Genomic DNA, 26,944 nt, shown 5'->3' on the forward strand with positions numbered 1-26,944 from the left:
AAGTATGATCCATCTTTACTTTTTTCTTGTTGGAACGATTCTTGCTTCCTTTCTAGGCTTAGTCATCGATCGCTTCCCTGAACAATCCATCGTATTTCCTGCAAGTCACTGTGATTCTTGTCAGACTCGCTTGAGAACACTAGATTTGATTCCAATTGTTTCTCAAGTAATTGGGCGCTTTCGCTGTCGCTACTGTAACTCAAGCTATCCCTTTTGGTATGCTCTCTTTGAGTTTGGATTGGGGCTTCTCTTTCTAGCTTTCTCCTGGGAATTTCTAACCTTAGGACAACTTATTCTGATAACTGCTGGCTTGACCTTAGGAATCTATGATCTCCAGCATCAAGAATATCCCTTGCTAGTCTGGCTGATTTTTCACTTAATCCTCATGGTTTGCTGTGGTTGGAATCTAGTTATGATTTTCTTTCTTATACTGGGAATTTTGGCTCAGCTTATAGATTTCCGTATTGGTGCCGGTGATTTCCTCTTTCTGGCTTCTTGTGCACTTATTTTTAGTCTAACTGAAATGCTGATTTTGATACAGTTCGCTTCTACAACTGGCATTCTAGCCTTTCTCCTACTAAAGAAAAAGGAAAGGCTTCCTTTTGTGCCCTTCCTCTTGCTTGCTGCTTGCATGATTATTTTTGGTAAGCTACTGCTTGTCTGATAAAGTCAGCGATTTCTGCTACTTGTCCTCCATGTAGAGCCTTAACAATCTTGGAACCGACGATAACGCCATCTGATACTGCATTAAAGCGTTCTACATCAGCTTGTGTGGATACACCAAAACCGGTCAAGACTGGAATGTCAGCCACTTGATGCAGTTGAGCCAAGTGCTTGTCCAAGTCATCTCGGTAATTTCCTGCTTTCCCTGTCACCCCGTTAATGGCAACAGCATAAACAAAACCTTCTGCCCCTTCAATGAGTTCTTTTTGACGCTCCATTCCTGTCGTCAAGCTGACAAGTGGAATCAAAGCAATGTCTGTATTCACCAAAAAGGGCTCTACAAAGTTAGCATGCTCATGAGGCAGGTCTGGAATAATCAATCCCTTAACCGCTGTATCAGAAAGGTCTTTGACAAATTTCTCAATACCGTACTGAAAGAGGGGGTTAAAGTAGGTCATGATAACAAGTGGAACTTCTGTTTCAATAGTCTTCAAAGTTTCAACTAAAGCCTGGGTAGAGGTTCCGCGAGCTAGACTGCTCAAGCCTGCTTCTTCGATAACTGGACCGTCTGCAACAGGGTCTGAAAAGGGAACTCCTATCTCAATGGTAGACACACCCAAGTCTTCTAAAAAGTGGATTGTTTCAGCAAGACCATCTAATCCTTTTTCGTGGTCTCCAGCCATGATATAGGGAACAAAAATTCCCTTTCCTGCTGCTTTAATTGCATTCAATTTTTCTGTTAGTGTCTTAGGCATGAGCTTCTCCCTTCTTTGCTGCGTCTGCTTCCAAGCGGTCTTTAACTTGAACTACATCCTTGTCTCCGCGACCTGATAGACAGACAATCATAGACTTGTCTGGACCAAGTTCTTTGGCTAATTTCACCGCAAAGGCGATAGCGTGACTAGACTCCAAGGCAGGGATAATCCCTTCCACACGAGACAAGAGTTGGAATCCTTCCAAGGCCTCTTCATCTGTCACAGGAACATAGGTCGCACGCTTGATATCGTGGTAATGAGAATGTTCTGGACCGATACCTGGGTAGTCCAAACCTGCTGAGATAGAGAAGGCTTCTAAGATTTGTCCATGGGCATCTTGGAGAACATCCATGAGAGAACCGTGAAGAACTCCTGGGCGACCCTTGGTCAAGGTAGCTGCGTGATGCTCTGTATCCACACCAAGTCCTGCCGCTTCAGCTCCATACATAGCTACAGATTCATCTTCCACAAATGGATGGAAGAGACCGATAGCATTAGAACCACCACCTACACAGGCTACTAGGGCATCTGGCAAATCTTGCCCTGTCAAGTCACGGTACTGTTGTTTTGCTTCTCGACCGATAACACTTTGGAAATCACGCACAATTTCTGGAAAAGGATGAGGCCCCAAGGCAGAACCAAGGATATAGTGGGTATCATCGATGTTGGCTACCCATGAACGAAGGGCTGCATTGACCGCGTCTTTAAGCACGCGCGAGCCATCTGTTACAGCTTCCACCTTGGCTCCCAAAAGTTCCATACGAAAGACATTGAGGGCTTGGCGTTTAACATCTTCCTCACCCATATAGATAGTACATTCCATGTTGAAAAGGGCTGCAGCTGTTGCAGTTGCTACACCGTGCTGACCGGCACCAGTTTCAGCGATAATTTTCTTTTTGCCCATGCGTTTAGCAAGAAGAACTTGGCCCAAGGCATTATTAATCTTGTGGGCACCTGTATGGTTGAGGTCTTCACGTTTGAGGTAAATCTTGGCTCCTCCAATATGCTGGGTCAAGTTTTTTGCGTAGTAAAGAGGTGTTTCACGTCCTACATACTGGCGCAAAAGTTGGTTTAACTCTTCTTGGAAACTTGGATCTGCCTGACTTTCACGATAAGCTTCTTCCAACTCCAATACTGCTGTCATCAATGTTTCTGGAACAAAACGTCCACCGAATTTCCCGTAAAATCCATCTTTATTTGGTTCTTGATATGCCATGTTTTACCCTCTCTATAAATCTTCTTATCTTTTCATGATCTTTTTGTCCGTCTGTCTCTACCCCACTTGATACATCTACTGCAAAGGGGGTAAAGTGTTGAATAGCTTCTTCTACATTATCCTCATTGAGCCCACCTGCGATGAAGAAAGGCTGAGATAATTCTGTCGTATCCAGTTGCCCCCAGTCAAAGGTCTGACCACTTCCTGCCACAGGTGCATCAAAGAGGAGATAATTTGCCTGAGAACTTGGCACGTGACCATCTCCATCCACCTGTACAGCCTGAATGCTGGCACAAGGTAGACTCTCAAATAGATCATCTGCCACCTGACCATGAATCTGTACCAAATCCAAGTCAACCTTTTCAATCGCATCTAGTAATTCTTCCCGACTTGGTGAAACAAACACGCCAACCTTTTTTACATTTGTAGGAATGATCTTAGCTAGCTCTGCTGCTTGTTCCAAGGTCACTTGTCTTTTACTAGGAGCAAAGACAAAACCAATGTAGTCTGATCCAGCCGACATAGCTGCCTCTACTGCTCCTTTGGTCGATAGTCCACAAATCTTAACCTTTGTCAATCTGCAACTCCTTGATTCTCTGGGCGACATCTTCTGCTTGCATGAGGGCTGTTCCCACCAAAATTCCGTTAAAGTATGGTGCAACTCGTTTCGCATCCTCTCCTGTAAAAATGGCAGATTCAGAAATATACAGGCAATCGTCCTTGAAGTGTTTGGCCAAGTCTACGCTGGTCTGCAAGTCAACTTCAAAGGTAGTCAAATTGCGATTGTTCACACCGATAATTTGAGCTCCTAGACGGTGGGCTACTTCTAGTTCAGCTAAATTATGAGTTTCCACCAACACTTCTAGACCAAGCTCTGTCGCGTAGTCGTAAAGTTCCTTGAGGCGTTCTTCTGACAAGGCAGCGACAATGAGCAAGATGACTGTCGCACCTGCATTGCGAGCGCGGATGATTTGCTTTTCATCGATGATAAAGTCCTTGTTCAGCGTCGGAATCTGTACCTGACTGGAAATCTCACGAAGATAATCCAAATGACCCTTGAAGAAAACTTCGTCTGTCAGAACAGAAATCATAACCGCGCCATTCGCTTCATAAGTCTGAGCCTGTTGCACAATATCCACATCCAGATTGATATCTCCCATACTTGGACTCGCCTTCTTGACCTCCGCAATGATTTGCAAACGGTCCTGATGGTTTTTCAAATATTCAGCTAAGCGATAGGTCTGGCGCAGGGGCTGGATTTCCTCCAGCTCCATCTGCTCAACTTCACGCGCCTTCTGCTCTAAGATACGTGACAAAAATTCCTGACTCATTTTTGGTACTCCTGTAATAGTCTGAGTTTTTCAAGGGCCTTACCACTGGCAATTACTTGACGTGCCATTTCAACTCCATCTTTGATAGTATCTGCCTTGCCATTGGCATAGAAACCAAGCCCAGCATTTAAGACTGTTGTTTCCAAGAATGGACTTGGTTCGTTATTAAGAACACTGACAAGGATGGCTGCATTCTCATGAGCATTTCCCCCACGAATGTCTTCAATAGCAATCCGTTCCATTCCCAAATCTTCTGGAGAAAAGGTTGATAAAGTAATTTCGCCATTTTCAAGAAGGGCAATGCTGGTAGTTCCATTCAAACCAGCTTCATCCAACCCTTCTGGACCAGCTACTACAATGGCACGTTTGCGACCCATGTTTTTCAAAACCTGAGCAGTACTTTCCAGAAGTTCAGGACGACTGATTCCTAGAAGCTGTGTTTCCAAAATCATTGGATGGATGAGTGGTCCTGTCAAATTCATGATAGTTGGAATTCCCAACTCCAAGCGAGCTGGCATAATGTATTTCATAGCTGGGTGCATGTTTTTGGCAAAGAGAAAGACGATTCCTGTTTGGTCAAATACCTTACCCAATTGTGCTGGTTTGAGGTCAATATTGATTCCCAAAGCTTGCAAGACATCTGCTGACCCAGATTTAGAAGAAATAGAGCGATTTCCATGTTTAGCCATGTGGATGCCACCACCTGCCAAGACAAAGGCTGCAGTTGTAGAAATGTTGAAGCTAAATGACTTATCTCCACCTGTACCACAGTTATCCATAGCATCTTGAATGTTTGTTGGAATGTGTTGAGCATGTCCTCTCATAACTTGAGCGAGGGCTGTTCTTTCCTCAGGTGTTTCTCCCTTCATCTTAAGGGCTAATAGTAGTGAAGCGATTTGTGCTTCTGTCACTCGCCCTGTTACGATGCGTTCGATCACATCTGTCATTTCAACACTTGATAAATCTTCAAAGTTCGCTAATTTTTCAATAATTTCTTTCATTTTGTCTTCCTCACTTTACAACTTTCTCGATAAAATTCTGAATAGAAGATAGGCCATCTGGCGTTCCAATACTTTCTGGATGATACTGCAAGCCATAAATCGGCAAGGTTTTGTGTTGAATCCCCATAATGGCTTGGTCATCTGTCGAACGAGCTGTCACTTCAAACTCTTCTGGCATCTCTTCAATTAAAATACTGTGGTAACGCATGACTGGACGATTATCCTCGATTCCTTGATAGAGAACGGATGGAGTCTCAAATCGAATCTGACTCTGCTTGCCATGCATGACTTTTGGAGCCAAGCCCAACTTGCCACCAAAGACTTCTGCGATGGCTTGGTGCCCCAAACAAATCCCTAGAATCGGTTTCTTACCTGCAAAATCACGAATCACTTCTTCCATCTTCCCAGCATCAGCTGGCCAACCTGGACCGGGAGAAAAGACCAGCCCATCTGCCTTTGTAGCTTCTTCATAAAGGTTTGGATCATCATTTCTCAAAACCTGAACTTCTGCGAAATTCCCAATATATTGAGCCAAGTTATAGGTAAATGAATCATAATTATCAATCAATAAAATCATGGTCTTAGTTCTCCCATTCTAGTCATAGATTTAGCTTTGTTAATGGTTTCTTGGTATTCGTTTTGGGCGATAGAATCATAAACAATTCCTGCTCCAGCCTGCACATAGGCTGTTTTATTTTTTAGAATCATGGTTCGAATTGCAATGGCAAAGTCCATATCTCCAGTTGCTGAAAGGTAGCCGATAGCTCCGGCATAAACGCCTCGCTTCTCTGTTTCCAACTCATAGATGCGTTTCATGGCCCGAATCTTAGGGGCCCCCGATACTGTTCCTGCCGGAAGAGTCGCCTTCAAGGCATCCATGGCAGTGAGTTCTGGTAACAAACGTCCTTTAACTACGCTGGTCAAATGCATGACATAGCGGAAAAGTTCCACTTCCATATACTTGGTTACTTGGACACTTGCTGTTTCAGCAATTCTACCGATATCATTGCGTCCTAGGTCCACTAGCATTCGGTGTTCTGCCGTCTCCTTTTCATCAGAAAGTAGATTACTAGCTAATGCTGCATCTTCCTCGTCATTGGCACCTCTAGGTCGTGTCCCTGCGATTGGATTTGTTGTCACGATGCCATTTTTGACGGAAACCAAGCTCTCTGGACTGGCACCGATAATTTGATAATCTCCAAAGTCATAAAAGTAGAGGTAATTTGATGGATTGGTCACTCGGAGATTTCTGTAGAAGTCAAAAGGATTTCCAGTTACTTCTGCTGAGAAACGCTGACTGAGCACGCATTGGAACATGTCTCCATTGCGAATCAAGTTGCGAGCTGTTTCTACCATTTCTTCAAATTTCTGAGGTGCAATATGTGGTCTAAACTGAAGTGGAGAAAGGTCCAAGTCTTCAAATTCATTTGGAGCAGGGATTTTTAACTCCTCTAAAACTTGATCCAAAGCCGCTTCTAGTTCTTCATTGCTTCGATCACTGTAAAGAGCATCCTCGATGATATGAATTTTTTCTTTCTTATGGTCAAATACCATATAACTCTCGTAAACAAAGAAATGCATATCTGGCGTCCCAATCGTATCCTCAGGAAGCTGGCCAATTTCTTCATAGAGAGAAATCATGTCGTAACCAACAAAGCCAATCGCTCCACCACCAAAAGGTAGGTCTGAATGGTGCTGGCTCTTATGAGTTACCTCATAGAGAAAATCCAAGGGGTCACGATCAATCACTTGGCCATTTTGATATAGGACTCCATTCTCAAACTTAATCTCAAAAACTGGATTATAGGCCAAGATAGAAAATCGAGCATTTTCCTTTTCTCTTGGGATACTTTCAAGTATAACCTTGTGTTGTCCATTTAAGCGCATATACGCCAAGATTGGTGATAAAACATCTCCATGAATGATTCGTTCCATTGTAATTTCCCTTTCGATTCTTCTCTTTATAGACTTTTAGTCTTAATTTATTATCTTTCTTCTATTTTCCTTAAATAGTGCGGACGGGAGCAACTTTCTTCGAAATTTCATCCCTAATTTTTGAGCCTTAGGTCTCAAAAATTCCGTTCTAGAGAAGCATCTTTGCTTCTCTAGAATACCACTATGGCGGGAAATATCTTTTAAAAGCTCACTTCGTTCGCAAATTTTTTGTAGCAGTCTATTTAATGATGAAAAATAATTTAAAACTGAATAGCTAGACCCATAATAAATATATAAAAATCCCCACGCAAAATAACTTGCGTGAGGACGAAATTCGCGGTGCCACCTCAATTATAGGATTTCTCCTATCTCTCATTCCTGTCTCAGATAGCTCCTGTAACAGGTTGTGCGATAAAGGGCACTCCCTTGAGAATCATGTTTTCTTCTCTCAATTCAGATGGACCCAACCTTACAGCTTTCTCTGCTTGTTTTCAGCAACCACAAGCTCTCTGTGAGAGAAATCTCTGTATCTTTTCCATCTTTTATTTTTTAGCTTCAAGGTAGTCTGCAATAGCAGCTACGTCCTTGTCTCCACGACCAGAGACATTAATGATGATAATCTCATCTCTACTTAGTTTTGGTGCTCGTTTGACTGCTTCTGCGATAGCATGGGAGCTTTCAATAGCTGGGATAATTCCTTCAGTCTTGCTAAGTAGAAGCAAGGCTTGAACAGCCTCTTCATCAGTCGCTGCAACATACTCTACACGACCAGAGTCTTTAAAGAAGGCGTGTTCTGGTCCAACCCCTGGATAGTCTAAACCAGCAGAGATAGAGTAAACAGGTGCAACATTTCCATCTTCACCAAAGACTGCATAGGTTTTCATTCCATCGACAATTCCTACACTACCCTTGGTCATTGTTGCCGCGTGTTTATCGGTATCTAAACCGTGACCAGCAGCTTCTACCCCAACCAATTTAACTTCTTCATCAGCTACATACTGCGAGAAGGCACCGATGGCATTAGAACCACCACCCACACAGGCAATGACGTAGTCTGGCAAACGTCCTTCTTTTTCCAAGATTTGACGACGTGATTCTTCACTAATAACCTTTTGGAACTCATGAACAATCGTTGGATAAGGGTGAGGTCCCACAGCTGAACCTAGAACATAGAAAGCCTCAAGGTCATTCATCCATGCTCCAAAAGCTGCATCAACCGCATCCTTCAGAGTACGTGTTCCTGTTTCAACTGCGTGAACGGTTGCTCCCATCATCTCCATACGGAAGACATTGAGACGTTGACGTTCCACATCTTCTGCCCCCATGTAGACATCACATGCCATACCAAATTTAGCTGCAGCTGCAGCTGTCGCAACACCGTGCTGACCAGCTCCTGTCTCTGCAATCACACGTTTTTTACCCATGCGTTTAGCAAGAAGGATTTGTCCAAGGACATTGTTAAGTTTGTGTGACCCAAGGTGATTAAGATCTTCACGTTTGAGATAAATCTTAGCCCCACCTAGATAATCCGTCAAACTTTCTGCAAAATAGAGCGGAGTCTCACGACCTGAATAATCTTTCAAGTAATGACGATATTCTGCCAAAAATTCTGGATCGTCCTTGTATTTATCAAAAGTCACTTCCAACTCATCTAATAAAGCCTGAATTGGTTCTGGTACAAATCTACCACCAAATTGTCCAAAATATCCTTTAGTTGTCATAAATTTTTCCTCCTTCTATATGAATCCGGCTTTTTATTTGCTTTTAGTAGTAGGCAAGGTGCTGTAGATAGAACTCAAGTTCATCAAAGCGACTTAACGCCCTAATAAAAGATAAATAAAATGACGGATAGAAAAAGCCCACACACGGAATTTACTTCCATGTGAGGGCGTTTGTAACGCGGTACCACCTCAATTGTAAAGAGAATATCCCCTTTACATCTCTGCCTTGTCTAACAACAAGTTGCACTGTAAGGTGTGCCTACCGAATTTTCATTGTTTCAAATTCACTTTTTCAAATCAGCCCAATTTCACTACTTCCAACCACCTGTTCACAGTAACCACAGGCTTCCTGAAGATTAAAAATAATTACTTTTCTGATTTGTTGAGATAATTATATGTTATTGTTTTTTCTTTGTCAACCGTTTTCACTAATTTTTTACTAATTTTTTTAATTATTTTTGTGAAGCGCCTAGAACTTCTTCAGAAACTCGGATAAAAGTCTCAATGATATAATCTACTTCTTCATCCGTTAATTTGGTGTGAAGCGGTAGTGTAATCTCATTTACAAAGTAGGCATAAGCCTTAGGATAGTTTGCCATATCAAAGCCAAGATTTTTATAGGCTGTCAAAAGAGGAAGCGGTTTGTAGTGAACGTTACTTGCGATTCCAGCTTTGGCCAATTCTTGGATAATTTGATTGCGTTGCTCGAGACTAGCACCTTCTACATGGGTAACGTAAAGGTGACGACAAGATTCAACAGTATCTGTCTCATGCGCCAATGGGTGAATACGAGTTCCTGCAAATCCACGGTCATAGCGAGTCACAATTTCTTTACGACGTTGAAGCAAGCTAGGATAACGGTCCAACTGAACCAGACCAAGTGAAGCCATGATATCTGTCATGTTGCACTTGTAAGCAGGTGTTACGATATCGTATTCCCATGAACCCAGTTGCATCTTGGCAAGAGCATCTTTTGTTTGACCATGAAGGGAAAGAATTTGGAATTCCTTGTACATTTCTTCATCATCAATAGCTGGATTAGCTTTCCAAGTAGCACTTCCTCCTTCAGCAGTTGTAAAGTTCTTGACAGCGTGGAAAGAGAATGACGTAAAGTCTGCAATGGAACCAGCTGGTTGCCCTTTATAGGTTGAACCCAAAGCATGGGCGCTATCTGAGACAACAACGATACGGTTAAAGACCTTTTGCCACTTGCTAGTAGCTGTAAAGAGGTCACGTTTCTTCTCAACAACTTGGAACAAACGGTCATAGTCACAGACAATCCCTGCAAGTTCTACTGGGATGATAACCTTAGTCTTCTCAGTAATCGCTTGTTCAAGCTTGTCATAGTCCATTTCAAAGGTATCACCTTGGATATCAACCATTACTGGTGTAGCACCTACGTGAGTGATAACGCTACATGATGCTGTATAAGTCATAGCTGGAACGATAACTTCATCGCCAGGGCCCACTTCAAGCACGCGCAAGATCAATTCAAGAGCTGCTGTTGCAGAGTTGAGGCAGACTGTCTTAGGTGTCTGAGTATAGACAGATAGACGACGCTCCAATTCTTTTGTCTTTGGACCTGTTGTGATCCAACCAGAACGAAGGGTATCTGCTACCTCAGCAATTTCAGCTTCGGTAATATCGGGTGGTGAAAATGGAATATTGTAATTTGGCATTGATTTACTCCTTTTACTGTATTCACTCTTGTGATTACTTATTTTAAAACTTCAAATACAGTCTGGAACATGATTTTGATATCCCCGAAGAAATTAAAATCACGTAGATAGGCTAGATTATAGTGCATCTTTTCTGGAAGGACTCTTTCCACATAAGCCTGGTCAACAGTCATACCCTTTGCAGTCATTTGACTGATGATGGCATCCTCATCCTTATAGTTAATGCTGGCAAGCGATGTAATCCCCGCAGGTAAGAGCAAGGTAGCCATCATTTCAGGGCTATACTGCTCTGTGTAGCGTGGTACTTCTGGGCGTGTTCCTACAAAGGACATCTCCCCTTTGAGGACATTGACCAATTGCGGCAATTCATCCAAACGAACACGTCGAATGAAATTTCCAACTTTAGTGATACGACTGTCATTTGCAGAAGTTACTAGACTTCCTTTTTTATCAGCATCCGTCACCATGGTCCGGAATTTCCAAATCTTGAAATGACGGTTGTACTGGGTTACCCGCACTTGCTTGTAAATAACTGGACCCTTGCTATCTAGCTTGATCCAGATGCTTAGAATCAGAAATAAGGGGGAGGTCAAGATTAACAAGACTACGGCTAGAAACAAATCTAGACAACGCTTGAAAATCAGTGAGCCTTTTCTTCTAGACACAAGCTGGTAGTATGGTTTTACCTCGCTCAATTGCATTTCTTGAGGTAGATCATCCCATTTCAGCATGCACATTCTCCTCTGTTTTTATTATGTAATCTTTATTAACATTCTACATTATACCACAAAATGAAAGAGGCAGTGCAAGAAATCTGTGTTTTAAAGGAATTCTTCTCTAAGAAAGAGCCCCTGCCTGTAAACTATACATCTTGTGATAGGTTCCACCCAATGCTAGGAGTTCCTCGTGGGTTCCACTTTCGATGATACGTCCCTTATCAAGAACATAGATACAGTTAGCGTCTTGAATGGTAGAAAGGCGATGGGCGATAGCGATGGTTGTCCGACCTTGTCTCATCTTAGCTAGGGAATTTTGGACCAGAGCTTCTGTTTCAGAGTCGATATTGGCTGTCGCTTCATCCAAAATCAGGATTTTAGGTTGACTGGCAACAGTTCTAGCAAAGGCAAGAAGTTGACGTTGACCGGTTGAGAAACTTGAACCACGCTCAGACACAGGAGCATCATAACCTAAAGGAAGATCCTGAATGAAGGAATCTGCATCGACAAATTCTGCTGCAGCCTTGACTTGGTCATCGCTGATATCTTGGTACATGGCGATATTGGACTTGATGGTTCCATGATAGAGGAAGGGGTCCTGTAGAACCAAACCGATGTTTTTTCTCAGCTCATCCTGACTATACTTACGAATATCCACACCATCTAGGAGAACCCGACCTGACTGGAATTCATAAAAGCGCATGAGAACATTGATGATAGAAGATTTTCCCGATCCTGTATGACCGACAAAGGCAATGGTTTCACCTTTATTGACGGTAAAGGAAATATCATCTAGAATTTGGTGTTTCCCATCATAAGAGAAGGACACATGCTCGAATCGGATATTTCCTTCTTGAATCTTGGATTGGCCATTTTCTTGGAACGGTTCATAGTTGGACTCATCGATGAGTGCAAAGACACGACCTGCTGACACCATGGATGTCTGAAGAGTAGAAAAGTTTTGCGTTACCTCGATGAGCGGATCAAAGAGACGGTTGATGTACTGGATAAAGGCATACATAGTTCCTGCCGTTATTCCTAGATAAAGTCCGCGATAGCCAAAGTAAGCCATCAAAACCGCATATCCCAACAGCTTCAACAAACTCATAGCTGGACGTAAAAAGAGAGAATCCAAGGCTACTGAACGGTTAGCGTAGACTAGGTGTTCCTGATTTATCTCATCAAACTCTTCTTGCAGGCGTTTTTCTTGGTTAAAGGCTTGAATAATACGAATTCCTTCGATATTTTCTGCCAGTTTACTGTTAATATCTGACAATAGACTTCTGGTTTTTTCGATGACCTTGACAGATTTTTTACGGTAGAGATTGACCAAAAGGAAAATCAAAGGTAGAAAGAGCAAGACTAAAGCAGTCAGACGATAGTCCAGAACTAACATGGTATAAAGGGTCGTCACGAATATAAAGACTGCCGAGATAAAGCTAGATAAGATTCCCGAAAACATATCACTGATAGTCTCGGTGTCATTTGTCAAACGAGAGACAATAGAGCCTGCAGGCGTTTTATCAAAGTAAGACATGCCTAGCTTCTCCATATTGGCAAAGGCATCACGTCGGATATCTCTAACGATGCTGTAGGACACGCGCGCAAATAGGATGTTCCCCACATATTGGACAATAGTTTGAAGAATGTAGAGACCATAGTAAACCAACAAAACTGTAACAGCAAGCTGATTGAGATTGTTTAGATACTGGTCGATAAAGTGCGAAGCTACTAGGGGGATAATACTCTTAACAACAGTCGTCGCAAGGAGAAAAGCAAGGGCTAAAAAGGTGAGGAGACTATAGGGCTTAAGATAAGACAACAAACGCTTCAATACAGACCATTGTTCTTGTTTATTCCGCATCTTCTTCTCCTTTCATTTCTAACTGTTGAGACTGGTAGGTTTGGGCATACCAACCATCCAAGACTAGTAAGTCTTCATGCCTACCTCGTTCAATGATTCGACCATTTTGCATAACCAAGATCAAATCTGCATGAACAACTGCACTGAGACGATGAGCAGTGATGATGGTCGTTTTATCTTTGCGAGTTTCCTTGAGATTATCGATGATCGCGAACTCTGTCTTAGCATCCACAGCTGACAAGGAATCATCTAAAATCAAGATATCAGGATTTAAAATCATAGCCCGACTCATAGCCAGACGTTGCTTTTGCCCACCAGATAGACTAACACCTTTTTCCCCGATAACTGTATCAAATCCCTCAGGCATGGCTTGAATGTCTTGATAGACTTGAGCCAACTGAGTCGCTTCTTCTACTGCTGAGAATGGTAGGTCGGGATTTCCAAAACAAATATTCTCTATGATAGAACTAGCAAAGAGAAATTGGTCCTGTGGGACGTATCCCATCAAACTTCGTAAGTCAGCTAGTCGATAGTCACGAATGTCATGACCATTCAGATAAATAGCTCCTTGGTCAACGTCATACTCACGTAAGAGCAACTTAATCAAAGCTGTTTTCCCTGAACCAGTCTGTCCAACCAAGCCTAAGGTTTGCCCTTTTTCGAGACTAAAGTGGATATCTCTCAGCGTCTCCTCGTCTTCAAAGGCAAAACGATCAATGGCATAGTCTAAGCGCCCATTTTCAATCCCGTTAAGTGGAGATGCTGGATCTTTGACAGGTGACTCTTGGGACAAAAGACTCTCAATTCGTTGATAAGAAACCTTCCCTCTTTGAGTAATATTAAAGAGGAAACCAATCGCCATCAAAGGCCAGACCAACATATCCAAGTAAGAGATAAAGGTAACCAGATTACCAATGGTTACTTGCCCTGCTTGCACCATAAAGGCACCGACTAAGAGAGTTAAGGCATAGGAAGAACCAACAAAGAGCAGAACCATAGGGTCAAAGAGGCTATCGTATTTCATGGTTTGCAGATTCTTTTGGAAGGTCAAATCATTGACTTCCTGGAAAGAGGCTAATTCATCAGACTGATAACCGAAGGACTTGGTTACCTTGATCCCAGCTACAGATTCTTGAACCTTATTGTTGAGTTCAGAAAAGGCTGCTTGGGATTCTCCGAAAGCCTTATGGGTCTTTCTCCCCAGACGACTAGTCGCATAGGCCATAAATGGCAAGGGCAGAATGGCAACCAAGGTCATCTGCCAAGAAATGCTAAAGAGCATAGTCAAGAGAGTCACCAAGGCTGTGATAGAGGCATCCACTGCCATCATGACACCACCACCTGCTAAACGAGTCAGAGCATTGATATCATTGGTTGCGTGAGCCATCAAATCCCCAGTCCGATAACTCTGATAAAAAGCGGGAGACATCCTTGTAAAATGTTCAAATAGTCTTGAACGCATGATTTGTCCAAGTCGGTAGGAAGTCCCTAGGATATACATACGCCAAACGTAACGCAGATAATACATCCCGAAAGCTGCCAGCAAGAGATAAAAGAGATGAAGCAAGAGCTCATCTTGTGTTAATCGTCCCGAAGTGATGGCATCAATCACGCGCCCCATGACCATAGGTGGGATGAGGTTTAGTACAGAAACCAAAACCAAAGCTACGATTCCAACTAGGTAACGGCGTTTTTCTAATTTAAAAAACCACCAGAGTTTTTGGATGATGGACATAAAATTCCTTTCTAATGACAAATGGAAACCTGAGGCGACTGCCTCAGGTTTTTCCTATTCTTAGGTGATGACACTAACTTAAACTTTGTCATATTCAGCGATAAAGATACTCAAAGGAGTAACATTTCATTTATTTTCAATCCTTTACATAAATCATTCTTTATTATATAGGAATGACCTGGATTTTTCAAACCATACGCTGGGGAATTCCTTCTTTTTCTGGTATAATATTGTCTATAATCTGAATGAAAAGGTAAACATTATGAAATTGATCTCATGGAATATTGATTCCCTCAATGCAGCATTGACAAGTGATTCTGCGCGTGCGAAATTATCACAAGATGTCCTCCAAACCTTGGTAGCCGAAGACGCTGATATTATCGCCATCCAAGAAACCAAGATTTCAGCTAAAGGTCCTACTAAAAAACACCTCGAGGTGTTGGAAGAACTCTTCCCTGGATATGAAAATACTTGGCGTTCCTCTCAAGAACCTGCTCGTAAAGGTTATGCTGGAACTATGTTCCTCTATAAGAAAGAACTGACTCCAACTATCAGCTTTCCGGAAATCGGTGCCCCTTCTACCATGGACTCTGAAGGCCGTATCATCACTTTAGAATTTGATACATTTTTCGTGACTCAAGTTTACACACCAAACGCTGGTGATGGCCTCAAACGCTTGGAAGAACGTCAAGTCTGGGATGTCAAATATGCAGAGTACTTGGCTCAACTAGACAAGCAAAAACCTGTTCTAGCAACCGGAGACTACAACGTTGCCCACAAGGAAATTGACCTTGCCAACCCAGCCAGCAACCGTCGTTCACCAGGTTTCACGGACGAAGAACGTGAAGGATTTACAAACCTTTTAGCCAAAGGATTTACAGATACCTTCCGCCATATCCATGGCGATGTGCCAGAACGCTATACTTGGTGGGCACAACGTAGCAAGACTTCAAAAATCAACAACACAGGCTGGAGAATCGACTACTGGCTCACAAGTAACCGTGTAGCAGACAAGGTTACCAAGTCAGACATGATTGACTCAGGCCCACGCCAAGACCACACACCGATTGTCTTGGAGATTGATTTCTAAGGAGAAAACGAATGGACTATCAAGCTGTCATCCCTGAATTTGTCGTATCGGATATCGAGAAATCGCGTCACTTCTACTGCGACTTATTGGGATTCTCTGTCGAATACGAGCGTCCAGAGGAAAAATTTCTCTTCCTTTCGCTTGAAGACTGCCAACTTATGCTAGAGGAGGGGAGTAAGGAGGAACTAGCTGAACTAACCTACCCATTTGGTCGTGGTGTCAATATCTCCTTTGGCATAAAGGATGTCCCTAGACTCCATCAGAAAGTAATCGAGTCTAACTATCCTATTCATCGTCCTTTAACCAAAAGAGAATTTCGTGTTGGCGACCATTATATCTTTCCTCATGAATTTGCAGTTCTAGACCCAGATGGCTATTTTTTAAGATTTAGCGAGTAGAATAACACTACAGTGGAAAAAGAAATATAAAAAAGAGGCTTGAACCTCTTTTTTTATGTTTCTTATATCCTCACCTGTCTATCTTCAGATCGTTGTCCTGTGACAAACATGGTGAAGGTTGCCTTGCAAACATTTCGACCATCTTGGTTGGTGATATCAACATCGACGACACAAGTGGTGCGTCCATGATGGACACATTCTCCTTTGATAGTGAGAATGTCCCCTAGATTTCCAGCTTTCAAGTAGTTAATGGAAGACTGGAGTGTCACCCCGTCTAATCCTAGCGAAATCACCACAAGACCACTGATTTGGTCACAAAGAGTAAATAGATAGCCTCCATGGGCATTCCCATAATAGTTGAGTGAGGAGTCCACTACTTTTGTCGTCACCACAACGTGACCATCTCTCATTTTTTCAATTTCGTAGTTTTCAAAGGCAGATATAGCGTCAAAGTGAAAATCTTTCATACGTTCCTCCTGATATTTCAAACGACACTATGATACTACTTTTCAAGACTCTACGCAAGAGAGAAGCTCTTATTAGGGCAAAATACCAACCTGCTCCACAAAGCGCATAAAGGCTGCCTGTCCTTCTTCTGTTTGCTTGTAAACCCCTGCATCTTCCAATACCCGAGCAAAGATTTTACCCACAGATTCTTGGACAATTTCGAGAGCTTGGTCTTTATCAGTCAATCCAGGATGATTTTCTTTCAACTCATCTGCCCATTCTTGGTGATAAGTTGCGACTGATACTTCTTCTCCGACTAGATAAGCTGCTACTTGCTCCACTTCTTCCTTCAAGCGTGGTGGCAAGATTGCTAAGCCCATAACCTCAATCAAACCGATATTTTCCTTCTTGATATGTTGGACATCCTTATGAGGATGATAGATACCATCTGGATGCTCTGGAGATGTTTGATTATCCCGCAAGACCAAATCCAACTCAAACTGCCCATCTCTTTTACGCGCAATCGGTGTGATAGTGTGATGCGGTGTTCCATTACTTTCTGCCAAGACATGTACACTTGGATCTGAGTATTGACGCCAAGCCAGTAAGATTTTATCCGCTAGTTCTGTCAAATCTTCTTTAGAATCTGAAGATAGTCGAATCACAGACATAGGCCATTGAACAATCCCTGCTTTGACAGTTTCAAAACCTTCAAAAGTAACGTTTTTCTGAATAGGAGCCACTTCCATTGGAAAAACATGGCGCCCCCCTTGATAATGATCGTGCGTCAGGATGGAACCACCCACGATTGGCAAATCAGCATTCGAACCAGCAAAGTAGCCTGGAAACTGCTCCACAATTGCTAACAAACGTTCAAAACTTTGGCGACTAATGGCCATAGGACGATGCTTGCTATCTAGGAAAATACAGTGCTCATTAAAGTAAGCGTAAGGCGAATATTGGAAGCCCCACTCCTGCCCAGAAATATCAAAACGAATAATTCGGTGATTGCTTCTAGCTGGATGATTGACACGACCATGATAACCTTCATTCTCCATACAGAGCTGACATTTAGGATAGTTACTGGATTTAACCAACTTAGCTGCCGCAATCTCCTTTGGATCCTTTTCAGGCTTAGAGAGATTGATGGTAATCTCCAGTTCACCGTAGTCAGATGGTACACGATAAGCAATATTCTTTGCGATAGCCTTCAGTTTGATGTAGTCATTCTTCTGACTGAGTTGGTAGAAATCCGCAATTGCCTGCTCTGGTGACTGGGCATAGGTATCCCAAAAGTCACGATTAACCTGACTTGGACAAGGCGTTACCAAGTCCATGAGGTCAGCACCGAGAATCTCACGCTCAGCCTGACTATCTTCAATTGTTTCCAATCGAACGGCTTCTTCGACAAGCTGATCTTTTAGTTCAATCAAATCATCCTGGTCAGTCTCAACTTCAAGAACTCCATCTCCCACCAGCGCTAAAACACGATTGGTTAGATAGATTCGATCCAACTCTTCAAAGCTACTTTCTGCAATGACTTTGGTCACAAAATTTTCTATTAAGGTCACTTAATAACCTCCTTTTGACTATTCTAGGATGCGAGTTCCACCTGCCACTTCAGCGATATAGAAGCTTGGAGCGTAGCCAACGATTTCTTCATAGTGCTTGCCTACAGCTTCTTTAAAGGAATCAACAGCATCTTTTTGAACCAAGGCGATCGCACAACCACCAAAGCCAGCTCCTGTCATACGAGCACCAAGAACACCTTCTTGAGCCCAAGCAGTGTGAACAAGGGTATCTAATTCCAAGCCAGTCACTTCATAATCATGCTCAAGAGAAACGTGAGATGCATTCATCAAACGACCAAACTTGTCCAAATCTCCTGCTTGAAGAGCCGCTTGTGCTTTAAGTGTACGTTGGTTTTCAAGAACAGCATGGCGAGCACGTTTCAAACGATTTTCATCTTTGATGAGGTAACTGTATTCATCAAAAGCCCACTCATCCAATTCACCCAAGGTTTGAATGTCCAAAGCCACTTGGAGTTCTTCTACTGCTTTTTCACATTCAGCACGACGTTCATTGTATTTAGAGTCTGCAAGTTCACGGCGTTTGTTGGTATTCATGATAACAACGACATTGTCTTTCAAATCAAGTGGAACCAAGTCGTACTCTAAAGTATTTGTATCAAGGTAAATAGCACGTTGGTCTGCCCCCATACCGATAGCAAATTGGTCCATGATACCAGAATTAACCCCAATAAAATTATTCTCTGTCAATTTCCCGATTTTTACTAAATCTAGACGGTCCAATTTTAGGTCAAAAAGGTATTCTGCAACAACACCAGTCAACAACTCCAAAGAAGCTGAAGATGACAAACCAGCTCCATTTGGGATATTTCCAAATACATAGAAATCAAAACCTTTATCAATCACATGTCCAGCTTCTTGCAAGAAATGAAGAACACCTTTTGGATAGTTAGTCCAGTTGTGCTCTTTCTCAAATTTAAGGTCAGCTAGAGGAACTTCGATAATTCCTTTATCCTCAAAGTTTACTGAGTAGAAACGCAAAACTTGATCATCGCGCTTGCGAGCAGCCCCATAAGTTCCTAGTGAAATAGCTGCTGGGAAAACATGGCCACCGTTGTAGTCAGTATGCTCCCCGATCAAGTTGATACGGCCTGGTGAAAAGAAGGTTTGATCTGCTTCTTGACCAAAAACAGCAAGAAAGTCCTTGCGAAGTGCATCAGCAGTAAGATGTTGTGTCATATGAATTCTCCTTTGACAATTGTTAGGTAAAAAAACTTCACCTGTAATCGTTTTCTTCTATTGTACCTAAGGGTTTTGCTTTGGTCAACATTTTTACCTATATTTTACTAAACTATAGGTAAAAAGCAACAAAAATATGCTATAATAACCTAAAAAGGAGGGGAATTATGGCTACACTCAAAGATATCGCTCAGCTAGCCTCTGTCTCGATCGCAACTGTATCCCGCGTTCTCAACCGCGATCAGAGCCTATCTGTTACAGAAGAAACTCGACATCGTATCTTAACCGTCGCAGAAGAACTAGGGTATACAAAACATCTCAAAACAGGCGAAAGTCATAAACTCAAACAAAAAATTGCTATCATCCAGTGGGTGAGCGAACAAGGAGAATTAGAAGATCTCTACTACTACCAGATCCGTCTTGGAATTGAAAAGAGAGCTCAAGAGTTAGACTATGACATTTTGCGCTATTTTAACGACCAACCTTTCACGCTCAGTGAAGAAGTGATTGGAATCCTTTGTATTGGAAAATTTAGCCAAGCACAGATTGCATCATTTGAGGAATACCACAAACCCCTAGTATTTTTAGACAGTGATACGATTGCTCTTGGTCATACCTGTGTCATTACAGATTTTTATAATGCTGTTAACCAGGTTGTTGATTACTTTACAGATCATGGGCTTAAAAAGATTGGTATCTTATCCGGACTTGAAACGACCACTGACCAAGAGGAAGTCATCGCAGATAAACGCTTAGATTACTTTAAATCCTATACGCAAGAAAAAGGGATTTATAACGAGAAATTCGTTTTCCAAGGTCTATTTACTGCCCAATCTGGATATGACTTAATGAAAGAGGCTATCGAAAAATTAGGAGAGAAGCTTCCACAGGCATTTTTTGCAGCCAGTGATAGCTTGGCCATTGGTGCCCTTCGCGCCCTCCAAGAAGCCAACATCAGCATACCGGAGCGCGTCAGCATTATTTCCTTTAATGATACTATTCTGACCAAGCAAGTGTTCCCACCACTTTCCAGTATCACAGTCTACACCGAAGAAATGGGACGCACAGGAATGGATATTTTGAACAGAGAAGTCCTTCACGGCCGTAAAATTCCAAGCCTTACTATGCTAGGAACCAAACTGACTTTAAGAGAAAGCACCTTGCATTAAGCACAACACTTGAACATAAAAAAAACCTAATAGAGTTTCTCAAATCCTATTAGGTTTTTCTTTTTAATCCATCACAATCATAGATTTAATGGTCTTGCGTTCATCCATGGCCTTATATGCTTTGTCAATATCTTCTAGTTTGTAACTTGAAGTAAAGACACGACCTGGATTGATATCACCATCAAGAACAGCTTTGAGCAAGAATTGCTTATCGTATGTTGTTGCAGAAGCTGCTCCACCTGCAACAGAGATATTTTGCATAAAGGTTGAACCAAGAGCACGATTCTTATAATGTGGAACTCCTACAAATCCCATACGACCGCCATTATGAAGGACACCCAGTGCTTGCTCAACAGCCGCCTCAGTACCGACACATTCGAGAGCTGCATCTGCTCCACCACCGAGAATTTCTCGCACCTTGGTAATGCCTTCTTCACCACGCTCAGCCACAACCGCTGTCGCACCTGACTCCAAGGCCATCTTTTGACGGTCTTCGTGTCGACTCATAAGGACGATTTGTGAAGCTCCACGCATCTTAGCTGCGATAACAGCACATTGCCCAACAGCTCCATCGCCAATGACCACAACCTTATCGCCTTTTTGAACATTAGCAACACGCGCTGCATGATAGCCTGTTGGCATGACATCCGCCAGAGTCAAGAGAGACTTGAGCATCCCTTCTGTGTAGTCAGACGGTTGCTCTGGGATTTTAACAAGGGCCCAATTAGCGTAGTGGAAGCGGAGATATTCAGCCTGGAAATTCCCTCCTAGATTATTTCCAATATGATTGTCACAGGAACCATCAAATCCAGCACGACAAGCATCGCATTCGCCACAACCATGAGTGAATGGCACAATCACAAAATCACCGGGCTTGACCGTTGTAATGGCTTCTCCAATTTCTTCAACGATACCAATCGCTTCGTGTCCACTATTTTTGTGACCTGCTTTAATATCTGGATTGCGATAGCTCCATAGATCTGAACCACAAACGCAAGCACGAACTACACGGATAATGACATCATCCGATTCTTGAATGCTTGGACGCTTGATTTCCTCAATGCCGACCTGACCTGCCTTGGTATAAATTGCTGATTTCATTTAAAAATTTCCTCTCTCTATGTAACTACCTTTAGTATACACTTTTTATTTAGCTTTCGCTCACTTATACTACATCTCATTAATGATGATGTTCCTGTCCATGACTTTGACCTACTTCCAACTCCTCCATATTTCGCTTATGGGCTTGGTGTGTTTCTAGGTCTGCATCAACCTCAATGGTGATATTTTGGAAACCACAATCTTTGAGCAAGTCTCGGATAGACTCTTTACAGACCTCCATGTGGTTGACATGCTCTAGACAAACATGGACAATGGCGTTCTTTTCCAAACCATCCATAGTCCAGAGATTAAGCTGATTGATACTAGCTACATGGTCCAATTGCTCCAAATCACTCTTGACTTGCTTGATATCTACACCTTCTGGCACAGCATCAAGGAAAATCTTGAGTGTAGACCAAAAACGTGGAATAGCTTTTGACAGAATAAAGATAGAAATGACAAGAGATAAGAGCGGATCAAGAATATACCAGTCGGTAAATCGCAGAACAATGGCCATTAGGATAACAGCCACCCAACCCAGAGTATCTTCCAGAAAATGAAGACTCAGAATAGACTCATTCTTGGTTTTTCCTTTACGAACTATTAGACTTGCCAGCACATTAATGCTAACAGCAATGATTCCTAACCATAAGATTCCCTCATCGTTGACAGGTTGTGGATTAAAGAGTTTCGTTATATTTTCTAAAATAACGAGAACAGACCCTGTCATTAGAATCACAGCCGTTACCATGGCCCCCAAGAGGCTAAAGCGCTTGTAACCCAAGGTGTAATGACTATCCTCTTCACGATTGGAAATTGTTTCAAGAACGGCTGATACCCCAATTGCGATTGCATCTCCCAAATCATGGACAGAGTCCGCAAGAACAGCACTAGAACCAAATACTCCGCCTGCAATAAACTCAACAATGGCGTAACTCAAATTTAAGAAAAAAGCCAGCCAAATAGCACGTTTTGAACTCATTTTTTCACCTTCCTTTGTTATAATGGGACTAGGAAAATTTTATAAAAAGTTTTCCTAGTCCTACGCCCGTAATGCTGATTAGATGCTCTTCGAGCTAAATAGCGAAAGAAGATCCCAATCAGCTACTGCGTCAAACATATATTTCTATAAATATTCTGAGAAATGAGACTATTATCTCTTCTCTTCATTGTTATTATCCAATAAAATAAAAAGAAAGGATAGGAGCAAACTGTTCGGTTTGTAAGTTACTGAACAATTGATTCAAATTGTCTATATGAGTACTCAAGATCGTCGTATTACCAAGACTCGGAAAGCTATCTATACTGCTTTTTTACAATTACTAAATCAAAAAGATTATGAATCCATCACGGTCCAAGAGATCATCGACCTAGCCGACGTTGGTCGTTCAACCTTCTACAGTCATTATGAAAGTAAGGAATTACTCCTAGATGAGCTCTGCCGTTATCTCTTTCATCATCTTTTTGAACGCGAGGAAAATATTAGCATCGAAGCATATTTGACACATATTTTTTTGCATTTTAAGAAAAATCAAGACCATGTCACCAGCCTTCTTTTTTCAAAAAATGACTACTTCCTTCGTCAATTGCAAAAAGAATTAGAACACCATGTTTATCCCATGGTTGCAGAGGACTTGCAAGTTTCCTATCCTAAGATTCCGGCCTCCTACCTCAAACATTTTGTTGTCAGCAATTTTATTGAAACACTGACCTGGTGGTTAAAAAAAGGAAAATCTTATAAGGAAGATCAAGTAGTGAGATTTTACTTAGACGTCATGGAAATGACAACCAAACAAAAATAGATCATCATTATTCTAGCTAGAGAGGAAATCTTATGAACTTCGTTATTATTCTTGCTATTTTTTTAGCCTTCTTACTTCTTGCTTTTCCTCTTCATCATTTATTGGCTAGCCTTTCAGAATTAAGAAAAGGCAGGAATCCCCTAGGAAATCAGCTTCTCCTTATCGGAAGTATCCTTGCTACCTTATCTATCTTCCTCTACTTCTTTGCTACCTTATCTATCTTCTGCTACTTCTTTTTGCCGATTGTCGCACTATCTATTTGGCTAATTGGCTGTGGTTTGATTTGCTACGGAGCCTATTGGAATGACAAACAGAAAGGAACCTTTAAAAAGTCTCACCATATCATCAGAATTACATTTGCTATAGTATTGACACTTATACTACTTTTATTCTAATACAAAAACCCTATCTTATCTAAAAAGCAAGATGGGTTTTTTGTTAGTATAAAGTAATTTCTATATTTATTTTTGAAGTATTCCTTCTTGAAGGAGAAATTCACGCGCTACTGTTTCGGCCGACTTGCCTTCCACACCAACCTGGTAGTTGAACTGACTCATCTGGCTCTCGGTGATTTTACCAGCTAATTTATTGAGGACTGCTTCCAACTCAGGATGTTTTTCGAGTAATTTAGCTTTCATCAGTGGAGCGCCTTGGTATGGAGGGAAGAGTTGTTTATCATCCTCCAAAACCACTAAATCATAGCGAGCAATTTCAGCATCTGTTGAGTAAGCATCTGTAATTTGAATGTCCCCTGACTGGATGGCTTGGTAGCGAAGAGCTGGCTCCATGGTTGCCACATTGAGATTCAATCCATAAACAGACTGCAAGCCCTTGTTTCCATCCTCACGGTCATTAAACTCCAGAGTGAATCCCGCCTTGAGCTGTCCTTCTACTTTTTTCAAGTCTGAAATCGTCTTCAGTCCATATTCTTGCGCAATCTTTTTGGGAACTGCAATTGCATAAGTATTTTGATAAGCCATGGGTTTGAGAAAGGCTAGTTGATCCTGTTTAGCAATACCATCACGAGCAACTTCATAAACCTTTTCTGGGTCATGCCCAACTTCTGGAGATGGTTGGAGGAGACTCTCCGTCACTGTCCCAGAAAATTCTGGATAGATATCAATGTCCCCTTTTTTCAGCGCTTGGTAAAGAAAGTCTGTCTTCCCAAAGTTAGGCTTGACCGTCACCGTCATATCCGTATTTTCCTCGATGAGAAGTTTATACATATTCATGAGAATCTCAGGTTCAGGTCCTAACTTCCCAGCAATGACGAGATTGTCTTTCTCATTATGTGGAATAATGCTTGGAGTATAACTAACTCCCAAACCAAGGAACATAACAGCAAAGGCCGCAACAATTGTACGCAACTTTGCCTTTTCCAACCATTTGAGAATGACATTAAAGAGAATGGCCAAGATAGCCGATGAAATAGCCCCGATTAAAATCAGACTAGCATTCCGACGATCAATACCCAAAAGGATAAAGGATCCCAATCCTCCAGCTCCCACAAGAGCGGCTAAAGTCGCTGTCCCAATGATCATAACGGTTGCTGTACGAACCCCCGATACAATGACAGGCATGGCCAGTGGAATTTCAAACTTCTTGAGTCGCTCCCACTTGGTCATCCCAAAAGCAATCCCTGCCTCCTCAAGACTAGGATCAATGCCGTTCAGGGCTGTGATTGTATTTTCCAAAATCGGGAAAATAGCATAAATGACAAGAGCTGTGAGGGCTGGTAAGGTCCCAATCCCCATGAAAGGAATAAAGAGCCCCAAAAAAGCCATTGAAGGAATTGTCTGGAAGATACCCGCAACTTGTAGCACCCAGGTCGCTGCCTTTTTGTGACCATTTAGATAAACCGCAAGTGGGATGGTTAGAAAAATAGCGACCAATAAGGTCAAAAGCGATAATTGTAGGTGTTGTCCCAGAGCTGTTACCCATTCACTAAATCGCTCATGAAAGGTTGAAATCAAATTAGACATGAAGGCTACCTCCAAACAAGTTTGCTACAAAGTCTGTCGCAGGCGCTTGTAAAATTGTTTCAGGTTCTGCGACCTGGCGAATTTCTCCATCCTGTAAAACAGCAATTCTATCGCCCAATTTTAAAGCCTCGTCCGTATCATGGGTAACGAAGATGGTCGTCATCCCGAATTCTTTGTGCAATTCTTTGGTGAGAGCTTGCAACTGCTTGCGAGAGATAGCATCCAAGGCTGAAAAAGGTTCGTCCATCAATAAAATTTTTGGTTCCCCAATGATGGCTCGCACAATGCCAATCCGCTGTTGCTCCCCACCAGATAACTCGCTTGGTAACCGATGAGCATACTCTGCAGCAGGGAGACCAACCTTGTTCAAGAGTTCTTCTGTTTTAGAAGCAATTTGTTCTTTCGTCCAGCCCTTCATTTCAGGAATGAGAGCAATATTTTCCGCAACTGTCAAGTTAGGAAATAGGGCAATGGCTTGAAGGACATAGCCGGTACTGAGACGTAGCTCCCGTTCGTCATAGTCTTTGATGCGTTTCCCATCCATATAGATATTGCCATCTGTCGGTTCCAAAAGACGATTGACCATCTTGATCATAGTGGTCTTACCAGATCCTGAAGGACCCACTAGCACCATGAATTCTCCATTTTCAATACGGAGATTGACATCTTTTAAAATATTTTTATCCGTGTAGCGCAAGGCCACATGTTTGTATTCAATCATGTTCTTCCTCAATAAGTTTTCTATCTCTAAGAATATCCAATAGGCTGCTTGCTGGATGCCCTAAGACTTTTTCGATATCTGTTGAAACCCCAGCCTGTTCCCCAACTTTAATCGCTGTATAAGTACTGACCCAGGCATCGTACTCCCAAGTTTGTGCTGGCCATTTTTTTCGTGACTCATAGGCTTCTTCTAATGATTCATCTACATACGTGATGGTCTTACCGCTCTCTTTTGAGAGGAGCGCTACGATTTCTTGCATAGAAAGATTCTCTGGCCCTGTCAAATTCAAGCTTTGATTTTCCCACTCCTTAGGATTTAAAAGAATTTCTGCTGCAACCCTAGATGTGTCCTTACGGGCAACAGCTGATACCAGGCCACTACCAGCCGGACCGCGAATTTCTCCATTTTCAAGTGCAATATCAATCAAGAAGTCCAAATAAAAATTATCTCTCAAAAAAGTGTAGGTGAACCCTAACTCCTTGATATAGGCTTCCGTCTGGGCATGATCTCGAGACAAGGTAAAAGTTGCCTTCTCATCTGCCCCATAAAAGGAAGTATAAACGATATGTTGCACCTCCGCTAGCTTTGCAGCATTTAAAAACTCCTTGTGCTCCTTGACACGCTCTGGATTTTCCCTAGCAGAAACCATCAACAAGATATCGATACCCTTTAAGGCCTCAACCACCTCTGGAGTATTGGTATAGGACATTCTACGGATTTCCGCTGACTCATAGATCTTTGCACGTTCTGGGCTTCGTGCTAGATGGACTGAGGCGATTCCTTTTTTATCGACAAGATCAGCCACATAGGAGCCTAAGTTCCCTGTTACACCTGTAATTCCGATCATAAC

General features: G+C 42.2%; 26 protein-coding genes and 2 other annotated features. Of the genes, 6 read left to right on the forward strand and 20 right to left on the reverse strand.

What is annotated here, in order from left to right:
- Positions 1-4: 4 nt before the first annotated feature.
- Positions 5-664, forward strand: coding sequence for a prepilin peptidase (locus tag RQ973_RS01650; RefSeq protein WP_311522536.1), 660 nt, complete (start codon positions 5-7; stop codon positions 662-664).
- On the opposite strand, the gene trpA is transcribed toward RQ973_RS01650, so the two are convergent.
- The 12 genes from trpA to RQ973_RS01710 all read right to left on the reverse strand — a co-directional run bounded on the left by trpA (position 636) and on the right by RQ973_RS01710 (position 14,616).
- Positions 636-1,418 (reverse strand): tryptophan synthase subunit alpha, encoded by a 783-nt coding sequence (gene trpA, locus RQ973_RS01655; protein ID WP_311522537.1) that lies wholly within the window; start codon positions 1,416-1,418, stop codon positions 636-638. The genes RQ973_RS01650 and trpA overlap by 29 nt on opposite strands.
- Positions 1,411-2,634, reverse strand: coding sequence for a tryptophan synthase subunit beta (gene trpB / locus RQ973_RS01660; protein WP_070677728.1), 1,224 nt, complete (start codon positions 2,632-2,634; stop codon positions 1,411-1,413). The genes trpA and trpB (RQ973_RS01660) overlap by 8 nt, the downstream gene beginning before the upstream one ends.
- Positions 2,612-3,211, reverse strand: a complete 600-nt coding sequence (locus RQ973_RS01665) for a phosphoribosylanthranilate isomerase (protein ID WP_311522538.1) — start codon at positions 3,209-3,211, stop codon at positions 2,612-2,614. The genes trpB (RQ973_RS01660) and RQ973_RS01665 overlap by 23 nt, the downstream gene beginning before the upstream one ends.
- Complete coding sequence (gene trpC, locus RQ973_RS01670; RefSeq protein WP_311522539.1) at positions 3,198-3,965, reverse strand: indole-3-glycerol phosphate synthase TrpC; 768 nt, start codon at positions 3,963-3,965, stop codon at positions 3,198-3,200. Before trpC ends, RQ973_RS01665 begins: the two co-directional genes overlap by 14 nt.
- Positions 3,962-4,966 (reverse strand): anthranilate phosphoribosyltransferase, encoded by a 1,005-nt coding sequence (gene trpD, locus RQ973_RS01675; RefSeq protein WP_311522540.1) that lies wholly within the window; start codon positions 4,964-4,966, stop codon positions 3,962-3,964. The genes trpC and trpD overlap by 4 nt, the downstream gene beginning before the upstream one ends.
- Positions 4,967-4,976: 10 nt before the next feature.
- Entirely contained in the window at positions 4,977-5,543 is a 567-nt protein-coding gene (locus tag RQ973_RS01680; protein ID WP_248035972.1) for an aminodeoxychorismate/anthranilate synthase component II, read from the reverse strand.
- A complete protein-coding gene (gene trpE, locus RQ973_RS01685; protein WP_311522541.1) occupies positions 5,540-6,901 on the reverse strand; it encodes an anthranilate synthase component I in 1,362 nt (453 codons plus the stop codon). Before trpE ends, RQ973_RS01680 begins: the two co-directional genes overlap by 4 nt.
- A 320-nt stretch (positions 6,902-7,221) precedes the next feature.
- Positions 7,222-7,453: a binding site (T-box leader), on the reverse strand.
- Positions 7,444-8,622 (reverse strand): tryptophan synthase subunit beta, encoded by a 1,179-nt coding sequence (gene trpB / locus RQ973_RS01690; protein ID WP_311522542.1) that lies wholly within the window; start codon positions 8,620-8,622, stop codon positions 7,444-7,446. It overlaps the preceding feature by 10 nt.
- 160 nt (positions 8,623-8,782) lie before the next feature.
- Positions 8,783-9,014: a binding site (T-box leader), on the reverse strand.
- Positions 9,015-9,074: 60 nt separating this feature from the next.
- Entirely contained in the window at positions 9,075-10,301 is a 1,227-nt protein-coding gene (locus tag RQ973_RS01695) for a DegT/DnrJ/EryC1/StrS family aminotransferase (protein ID WP_311522543.1), read from the reverse strand.
- 38 nt (positions 10,302-10,339) lie between these two features.
- A complete protein-coding gene (locus RQ973_RS01700) occupies positions 10,340-11,032 on the reverse strand; it encodes a sugar transferase (RefSeq protein ID WP_311522544.1) in 693 nt (230 codons plus the stop codon).
- Between the two features lie 106 nt (positions 11,033-11,138).
- Complete coding sequence (locus RQ973_RS01705; protein ID WP_311522545.1) at positions 11,139-12,881, reverse strand: ABC transporter ATP-binding protein; 1,743 nt, start codon at positions 12,879-12,881, stop codon at positions 11,139-11,141.
- The gene (locus RQ973_RS01710) at positions 12,871-14,616 is read right to left on the reverse strand and encodes an ABC transporter transmembrane domain-containing protein (RefSeq protein WP_311522546.1); all 1,746 of its coding nucleotides are present in this window, start codon (positions 14,614-14,616) and stop codon (positions 12,871-12,873) included. The genes RQ973_RS01705 and RQ973_RS01710 overlap by 11 nt, the downstream gene beginning before the upstream one ends.
- 262 nt (positions 14,617-14,878) lie before the next feature.
- Between RQ973_RS01710 and RQ973_RS01715 the strand changes: the two genes are divergently transcribed.
- A complete protein-coding gene (locus RQ973_RS01715; protein ID WP_311522547.1) occupies positions 14,879-15,706 on the forward strand; it encodes an exodeoxyribonuclease III in 828 nt (275 codons plus the stop codon).
- A gap of 11 nt (positions 15,707-15,717) precedes the next feature.
- A complete protein-coding gene (locus RQ973_RS01720; RefSeq protein WP_311522548.1) occupies positions 15,718-16,104 on the forward strand; it encodes a VOC family protein in 387 nt (128 codons plus the stop codon).
- Between the two features lie 62 nt (positions 16,105-16,166).
- Here RQ973_RS01720 and RQ973_RS01725 read toward each other — a convergent pair whose 3' ends face one another.
- From RQ973_RS01725 to RQ973_RS01735, 3 genes are all read right to left on the reverse strand, one after another.
- A complete protein-coding gene (locus RQ973_RS01725) occupies positions 16,167-16,571 on the reverse strand; it encodes a PaaI family thioesterase (protein ID WP_045763132.1) in 405 nt (134 codons plus the stop codon).
- 72 nt (positions 16,572-16,643) lie between these two features.
- Complete coding sequence (locus RQ973_RS01730; RefSeq protein ID WP_311522549.1) at positions 16,644-18,122, reverse strand: UDP-glucose--hexose-1-phosphate uridylyltransferase; 1,479 nt, start codon at positions 18,120-18,122, stop codon at positions 16,644-16,646.
- 18 nt (positions 18,123-18,140) lie between these two features.
- The gene (locus tag RQ973_RS01735) at positions 18,141-19,319 is read right to left on the reverse strand and encodes a galactokinase (RefSeq protein ID WP_153225474.1); all 1,179 of its coding nucleotides are present in this window, start codon (positions 19,317-19,319) and stop codon (positions 18,141-18,143) included.
- Positions 19,320-19,486: 167 nt separating this feature from the next.
- Between RQ973_RS01735 and RQ973_RS01740 the strand changes: the two genes are divergently transcribed.
- Complete coding sequence (locus RQ973_RS01740; protein ID WP_153225473.1) at positions 19,487-20,488, forward strand: LacI family DNA-binding transcriptional regulator; 1,002 nt, start codon at positions 19,487-19,489, stop codon at positions 20,486-20,488.
- A gap of 63 nt (positions 20,489-20,551) precedes the next feature.
- On the opposite strand, the gene RQ973_RS01745 is transcribed toward RQ973_RS01740, so the two are convergent.
- On the reverse strand, positions 20,552-21,589 hold the full coding sequence (locus RQ973_RS01745; protein WP_311522550.1) for a zinc-binding dehydrogenase: 1,038 nt from the start codon (positions 21,587-21,589) through the stop codon (positions 20,552-20,554).
- A 79-nt stretch (positions 21,590-21,668) separates the two neighbouring features.
- Positions 21,669-22,571, reverse strand: a complete 903-nt coding sequence (locus RQ973_RS01750) for a cation diffusion facilitator family transporter (protein WP_311522551.1) — start codon at positions 22,569-22,571, stop codon at positions 21,669-21,671.
- Between the two features lie 274 nt (positions 22,572-22,845).
- Here RQ973_RS01750 and RQ973_RS01755 point away from each other — a divergent pair, with 274 nt between their 5' ends.
- Positions 22,846-23,391, forward strand: coding sequence for a TetR/AcrR family transcriptional regulator (locus RQ973_RS01755; RefSeq protein ID WP_311522552.1), 546 nt, complete (start codon positions 22,846-22,848; stop codon positions 23,389-23,391).
- 32 nt (positions 23,392-23,423) lie between these two features.
- Entirely contained in the window at positions 23,424-23,786 is a 363-nt protein-coding gene (locus RQ973_RS01760) for a glucuronide permease (RefSeq protein WP_281335690.1), read from the forward strand.
- 66 nt (positions 23,787-23,852) lie between these two features.
- Here RQ973_RS01760 and RQ973_RS01765 read toward each other — a convergent pair whose 3' ends face one another.
- The 3 genes from RQ973_RS01765 to RQ973_RS01775 are packed head-to-tail and all read right to left on the reverse strand — an operon-like array spanning position 23,853 to position 26,941.
- Positions 23,853-25,373, reverse strand: a complete 1,521-nt coding sequence (locus RQ973_RS01765) for an ABC transporter permease/substrate-binding protein (protein ID WP_311522553.1) — start codon at positions 25,371-25,373, stop codon at positions 23,853-23,855.
- Positions 25,366-26,094 carry an ABC transporter ATP-binding protein gene (locus tag RQ973_RS01770; protein WP_311522554.1) on the reverse strand — a complete coding sequence of 243 codons (729 nt, stop codon included), beginning with the start codon at positions 26,092-26,094 and terminating at the stop codon, positions 25,366-25,368. The genes RQ973_RS01765 and RQ973_RS01770 overlap by 8 nt, the downstream gene beginning before the upstream one ends.
- A complete protein-coding gene (locus tag RQ973_RS01775; RefSeq protein WP_311522555.1) occupies positions 26,087-26,941 on the reverse strand; it encodes an SDR family oxidoreductase in 855 nt (284 codons plus the stop codon). Before RQ973_RS01775 ends, RQ973_RS01770 begins: the two co-directional genes overlap by 8 nt.
- Positions 26,942-26,944 lie beyond the last annotated feature (3 nt).

The sequence above is a fragment of the uncultured Streptococcus sp. genome (genome assembly GCF_963511325.1).
GTDB lineage: Bacteria > Bacillota > Bacilli > Lactobacillales > Streptococcaceae > Streptococcus.

Excerpts from the sequence above, each read along its gene's own strand:
- RQ973_RS01650 (WP_311522536.1), top strand. The coding sequence starts at position 5 with ATGATCCATCTTTACTTTTTTCTTGTTGGAACGATTCTTGCTTCCTTT.
- trpA (WP_311522537.1), bottom strand. The coding sequence starts at position 1,418 with ATGCCTAAGACACTAACAGAAAAATTGAATGCAATTAAAGCAGCAGGA.
- trpB (WP_070677728.1), bottom strand. The coding sequence starts at position 2,634 with ATGGCATATCAAGAACCAAATAAAGATGGATTTTACGGGAAATTCGGT.
- trpC (WP_311522539.1), bottom strand. The coding sequence starts at position 3,965 with ATGAGTCAGGAATTTTTGTCACGTATCTTAGAGCAGAAGGCGCGTGAA.
- trpD (WP_311522540.1), bottom strand. The coding sequence starts at position 4,966 with ATGAAAGAAATTATTGAAAAATTAGCGAACTTTGAAGATTTATCAAGT.
- RQ973_RS01680 (WP_248035972.1), bottom strand. The coding sequence starts at position 5,543 with ATGATTTTATTGATTGATAATTATGATTCATTTACCTATAACTTGGCT.
- trpE (WP_311522541.1), bottom strand. The coding sequence starts at position 6,901 with ATGGAACGAATCATTCATGGAGATGTTTTATCACCAATCTTGGCGTAT.
- trpB (WP_311522542.1), bottom strand. The coding sequence starts at position 8,622 with ATGACAACTAAAGGATATTTTGGACAATTTGGTGGTAGATTTGTACCA.
- RQ973_RS01695 (WP_311522543.1), bottom strand. The coding sequence starts at position 10,301 with ATGCCAAATTACAATATTCCATTTTCACCACCCGATATTACCGAAGCT.
- RQ973_RS01700 (WP_311522544.1), bottom strand. The coding sequence starts at position 11,032 with ATGCTGAAATGGGATGATCTACCTCAAGAAATGCAATTGAGCGAGGTA.
- RQ973_RS01705 (WP_311522545.1), bottom strand. The coding sequence starts at position 12,881 with ATGCGGAATAAACAAGAACAATGGTCTGTATTGAAGCGTTTGTTGTCT.
- RQ973_RS01710 (WP_311522546.1), bottom strand. The coding sequence starts at position 14,616 with ATGTCCATCATCCAAAAACTCTGGTGGTTTTTTAAATTAGAAAAACGC.
- RQ973_RS01715 (WP_311522547.1), top strand. The coding sequence starts at position 14,879 with ATGAAATTGATCTCATGGAATATTGATTCCCTCAATGCAGCATTGACA.
- RQ973_RS01720 (WP_311522548.1), top strand. The coding sequence starts at position 15,718 with ATGGACTATCAAGCTGTCATCCCTGAATTTGTCGTATCGGATATCGAG.
- RQ973_RS01725 (WP_045763132.1), bottom strand. The coding sequence starts at position 16,571 with ATGAAAGATTTTCACTTTGACGCTATATCTGCCTTTGAAAACTACGAA.
- RQ973_RS01735 (WP_153225474.1), bottom strand. The coding sequence starts at position 19,319 with ATGACACAACATCTTACTGCTGATGCACTTCGCAAGGACTTTCTTGCT.
- RQ973_RS01740 (WP_153225473.1), top strand. The coding sequence starts at position 19,487 with ATGGCTACACTCAAAGATATCGCTCAGCTAGCCTCTGTCTCGATCGCA.
- RQ973_RS01745 (WP_311522550.1), bottom strand. The coding sequence starts at position 21,589 with ATGAAATCAGCAATTTATACCAAGGCAGGTCAGGTCGGCATTGAGGAA.
- RQ973_RS01750 (WP_311522551.1), bottom strand. The coding sequence starts at position 22,571 with ATGAGTTCAAAACGTGCTATTTGGCTGGCTTTTTTCTTAAATTTGAGT.
- RQ973_RS01755 (WP_311522552.1), top strand. The coding sequence starts at position 22,846 with ATGAGTACTCAAGATCGTCGTATTACCAAGACTCGGAAAGCTATCTAT.
- RQ973_RS01760 (WP_281335690.1), top strand. The coding sequence starts at position 23,424 with ATGAACTTCGTTATTATTCTTGCTATTTTTTTAGCCTTCTTACTTCTT.
- RQ973_RS01765 (WP_311522553.1), bottom strand. The coding sequence starts at position 25,373 with ATGTCTAATTTGATTTCAACCTTTCATGAGCGATTTAGTGAATGGGTA.
- RQ973_RS01770 (WP_311522554.1), bottom strand. The coding sequence starts at position 26,094 with ATGATTGAATACAAACATGTGGCCTTGCGCTACACGGATAAAAATATT.
- RQ973_RS01775 (WP_311522555.1), bottom strand. The coding sequence starts at position 26,941 with ATGATCGGAATTACAGGTGTAACAGGGAACTTAGGCTCCTATGTGGCT.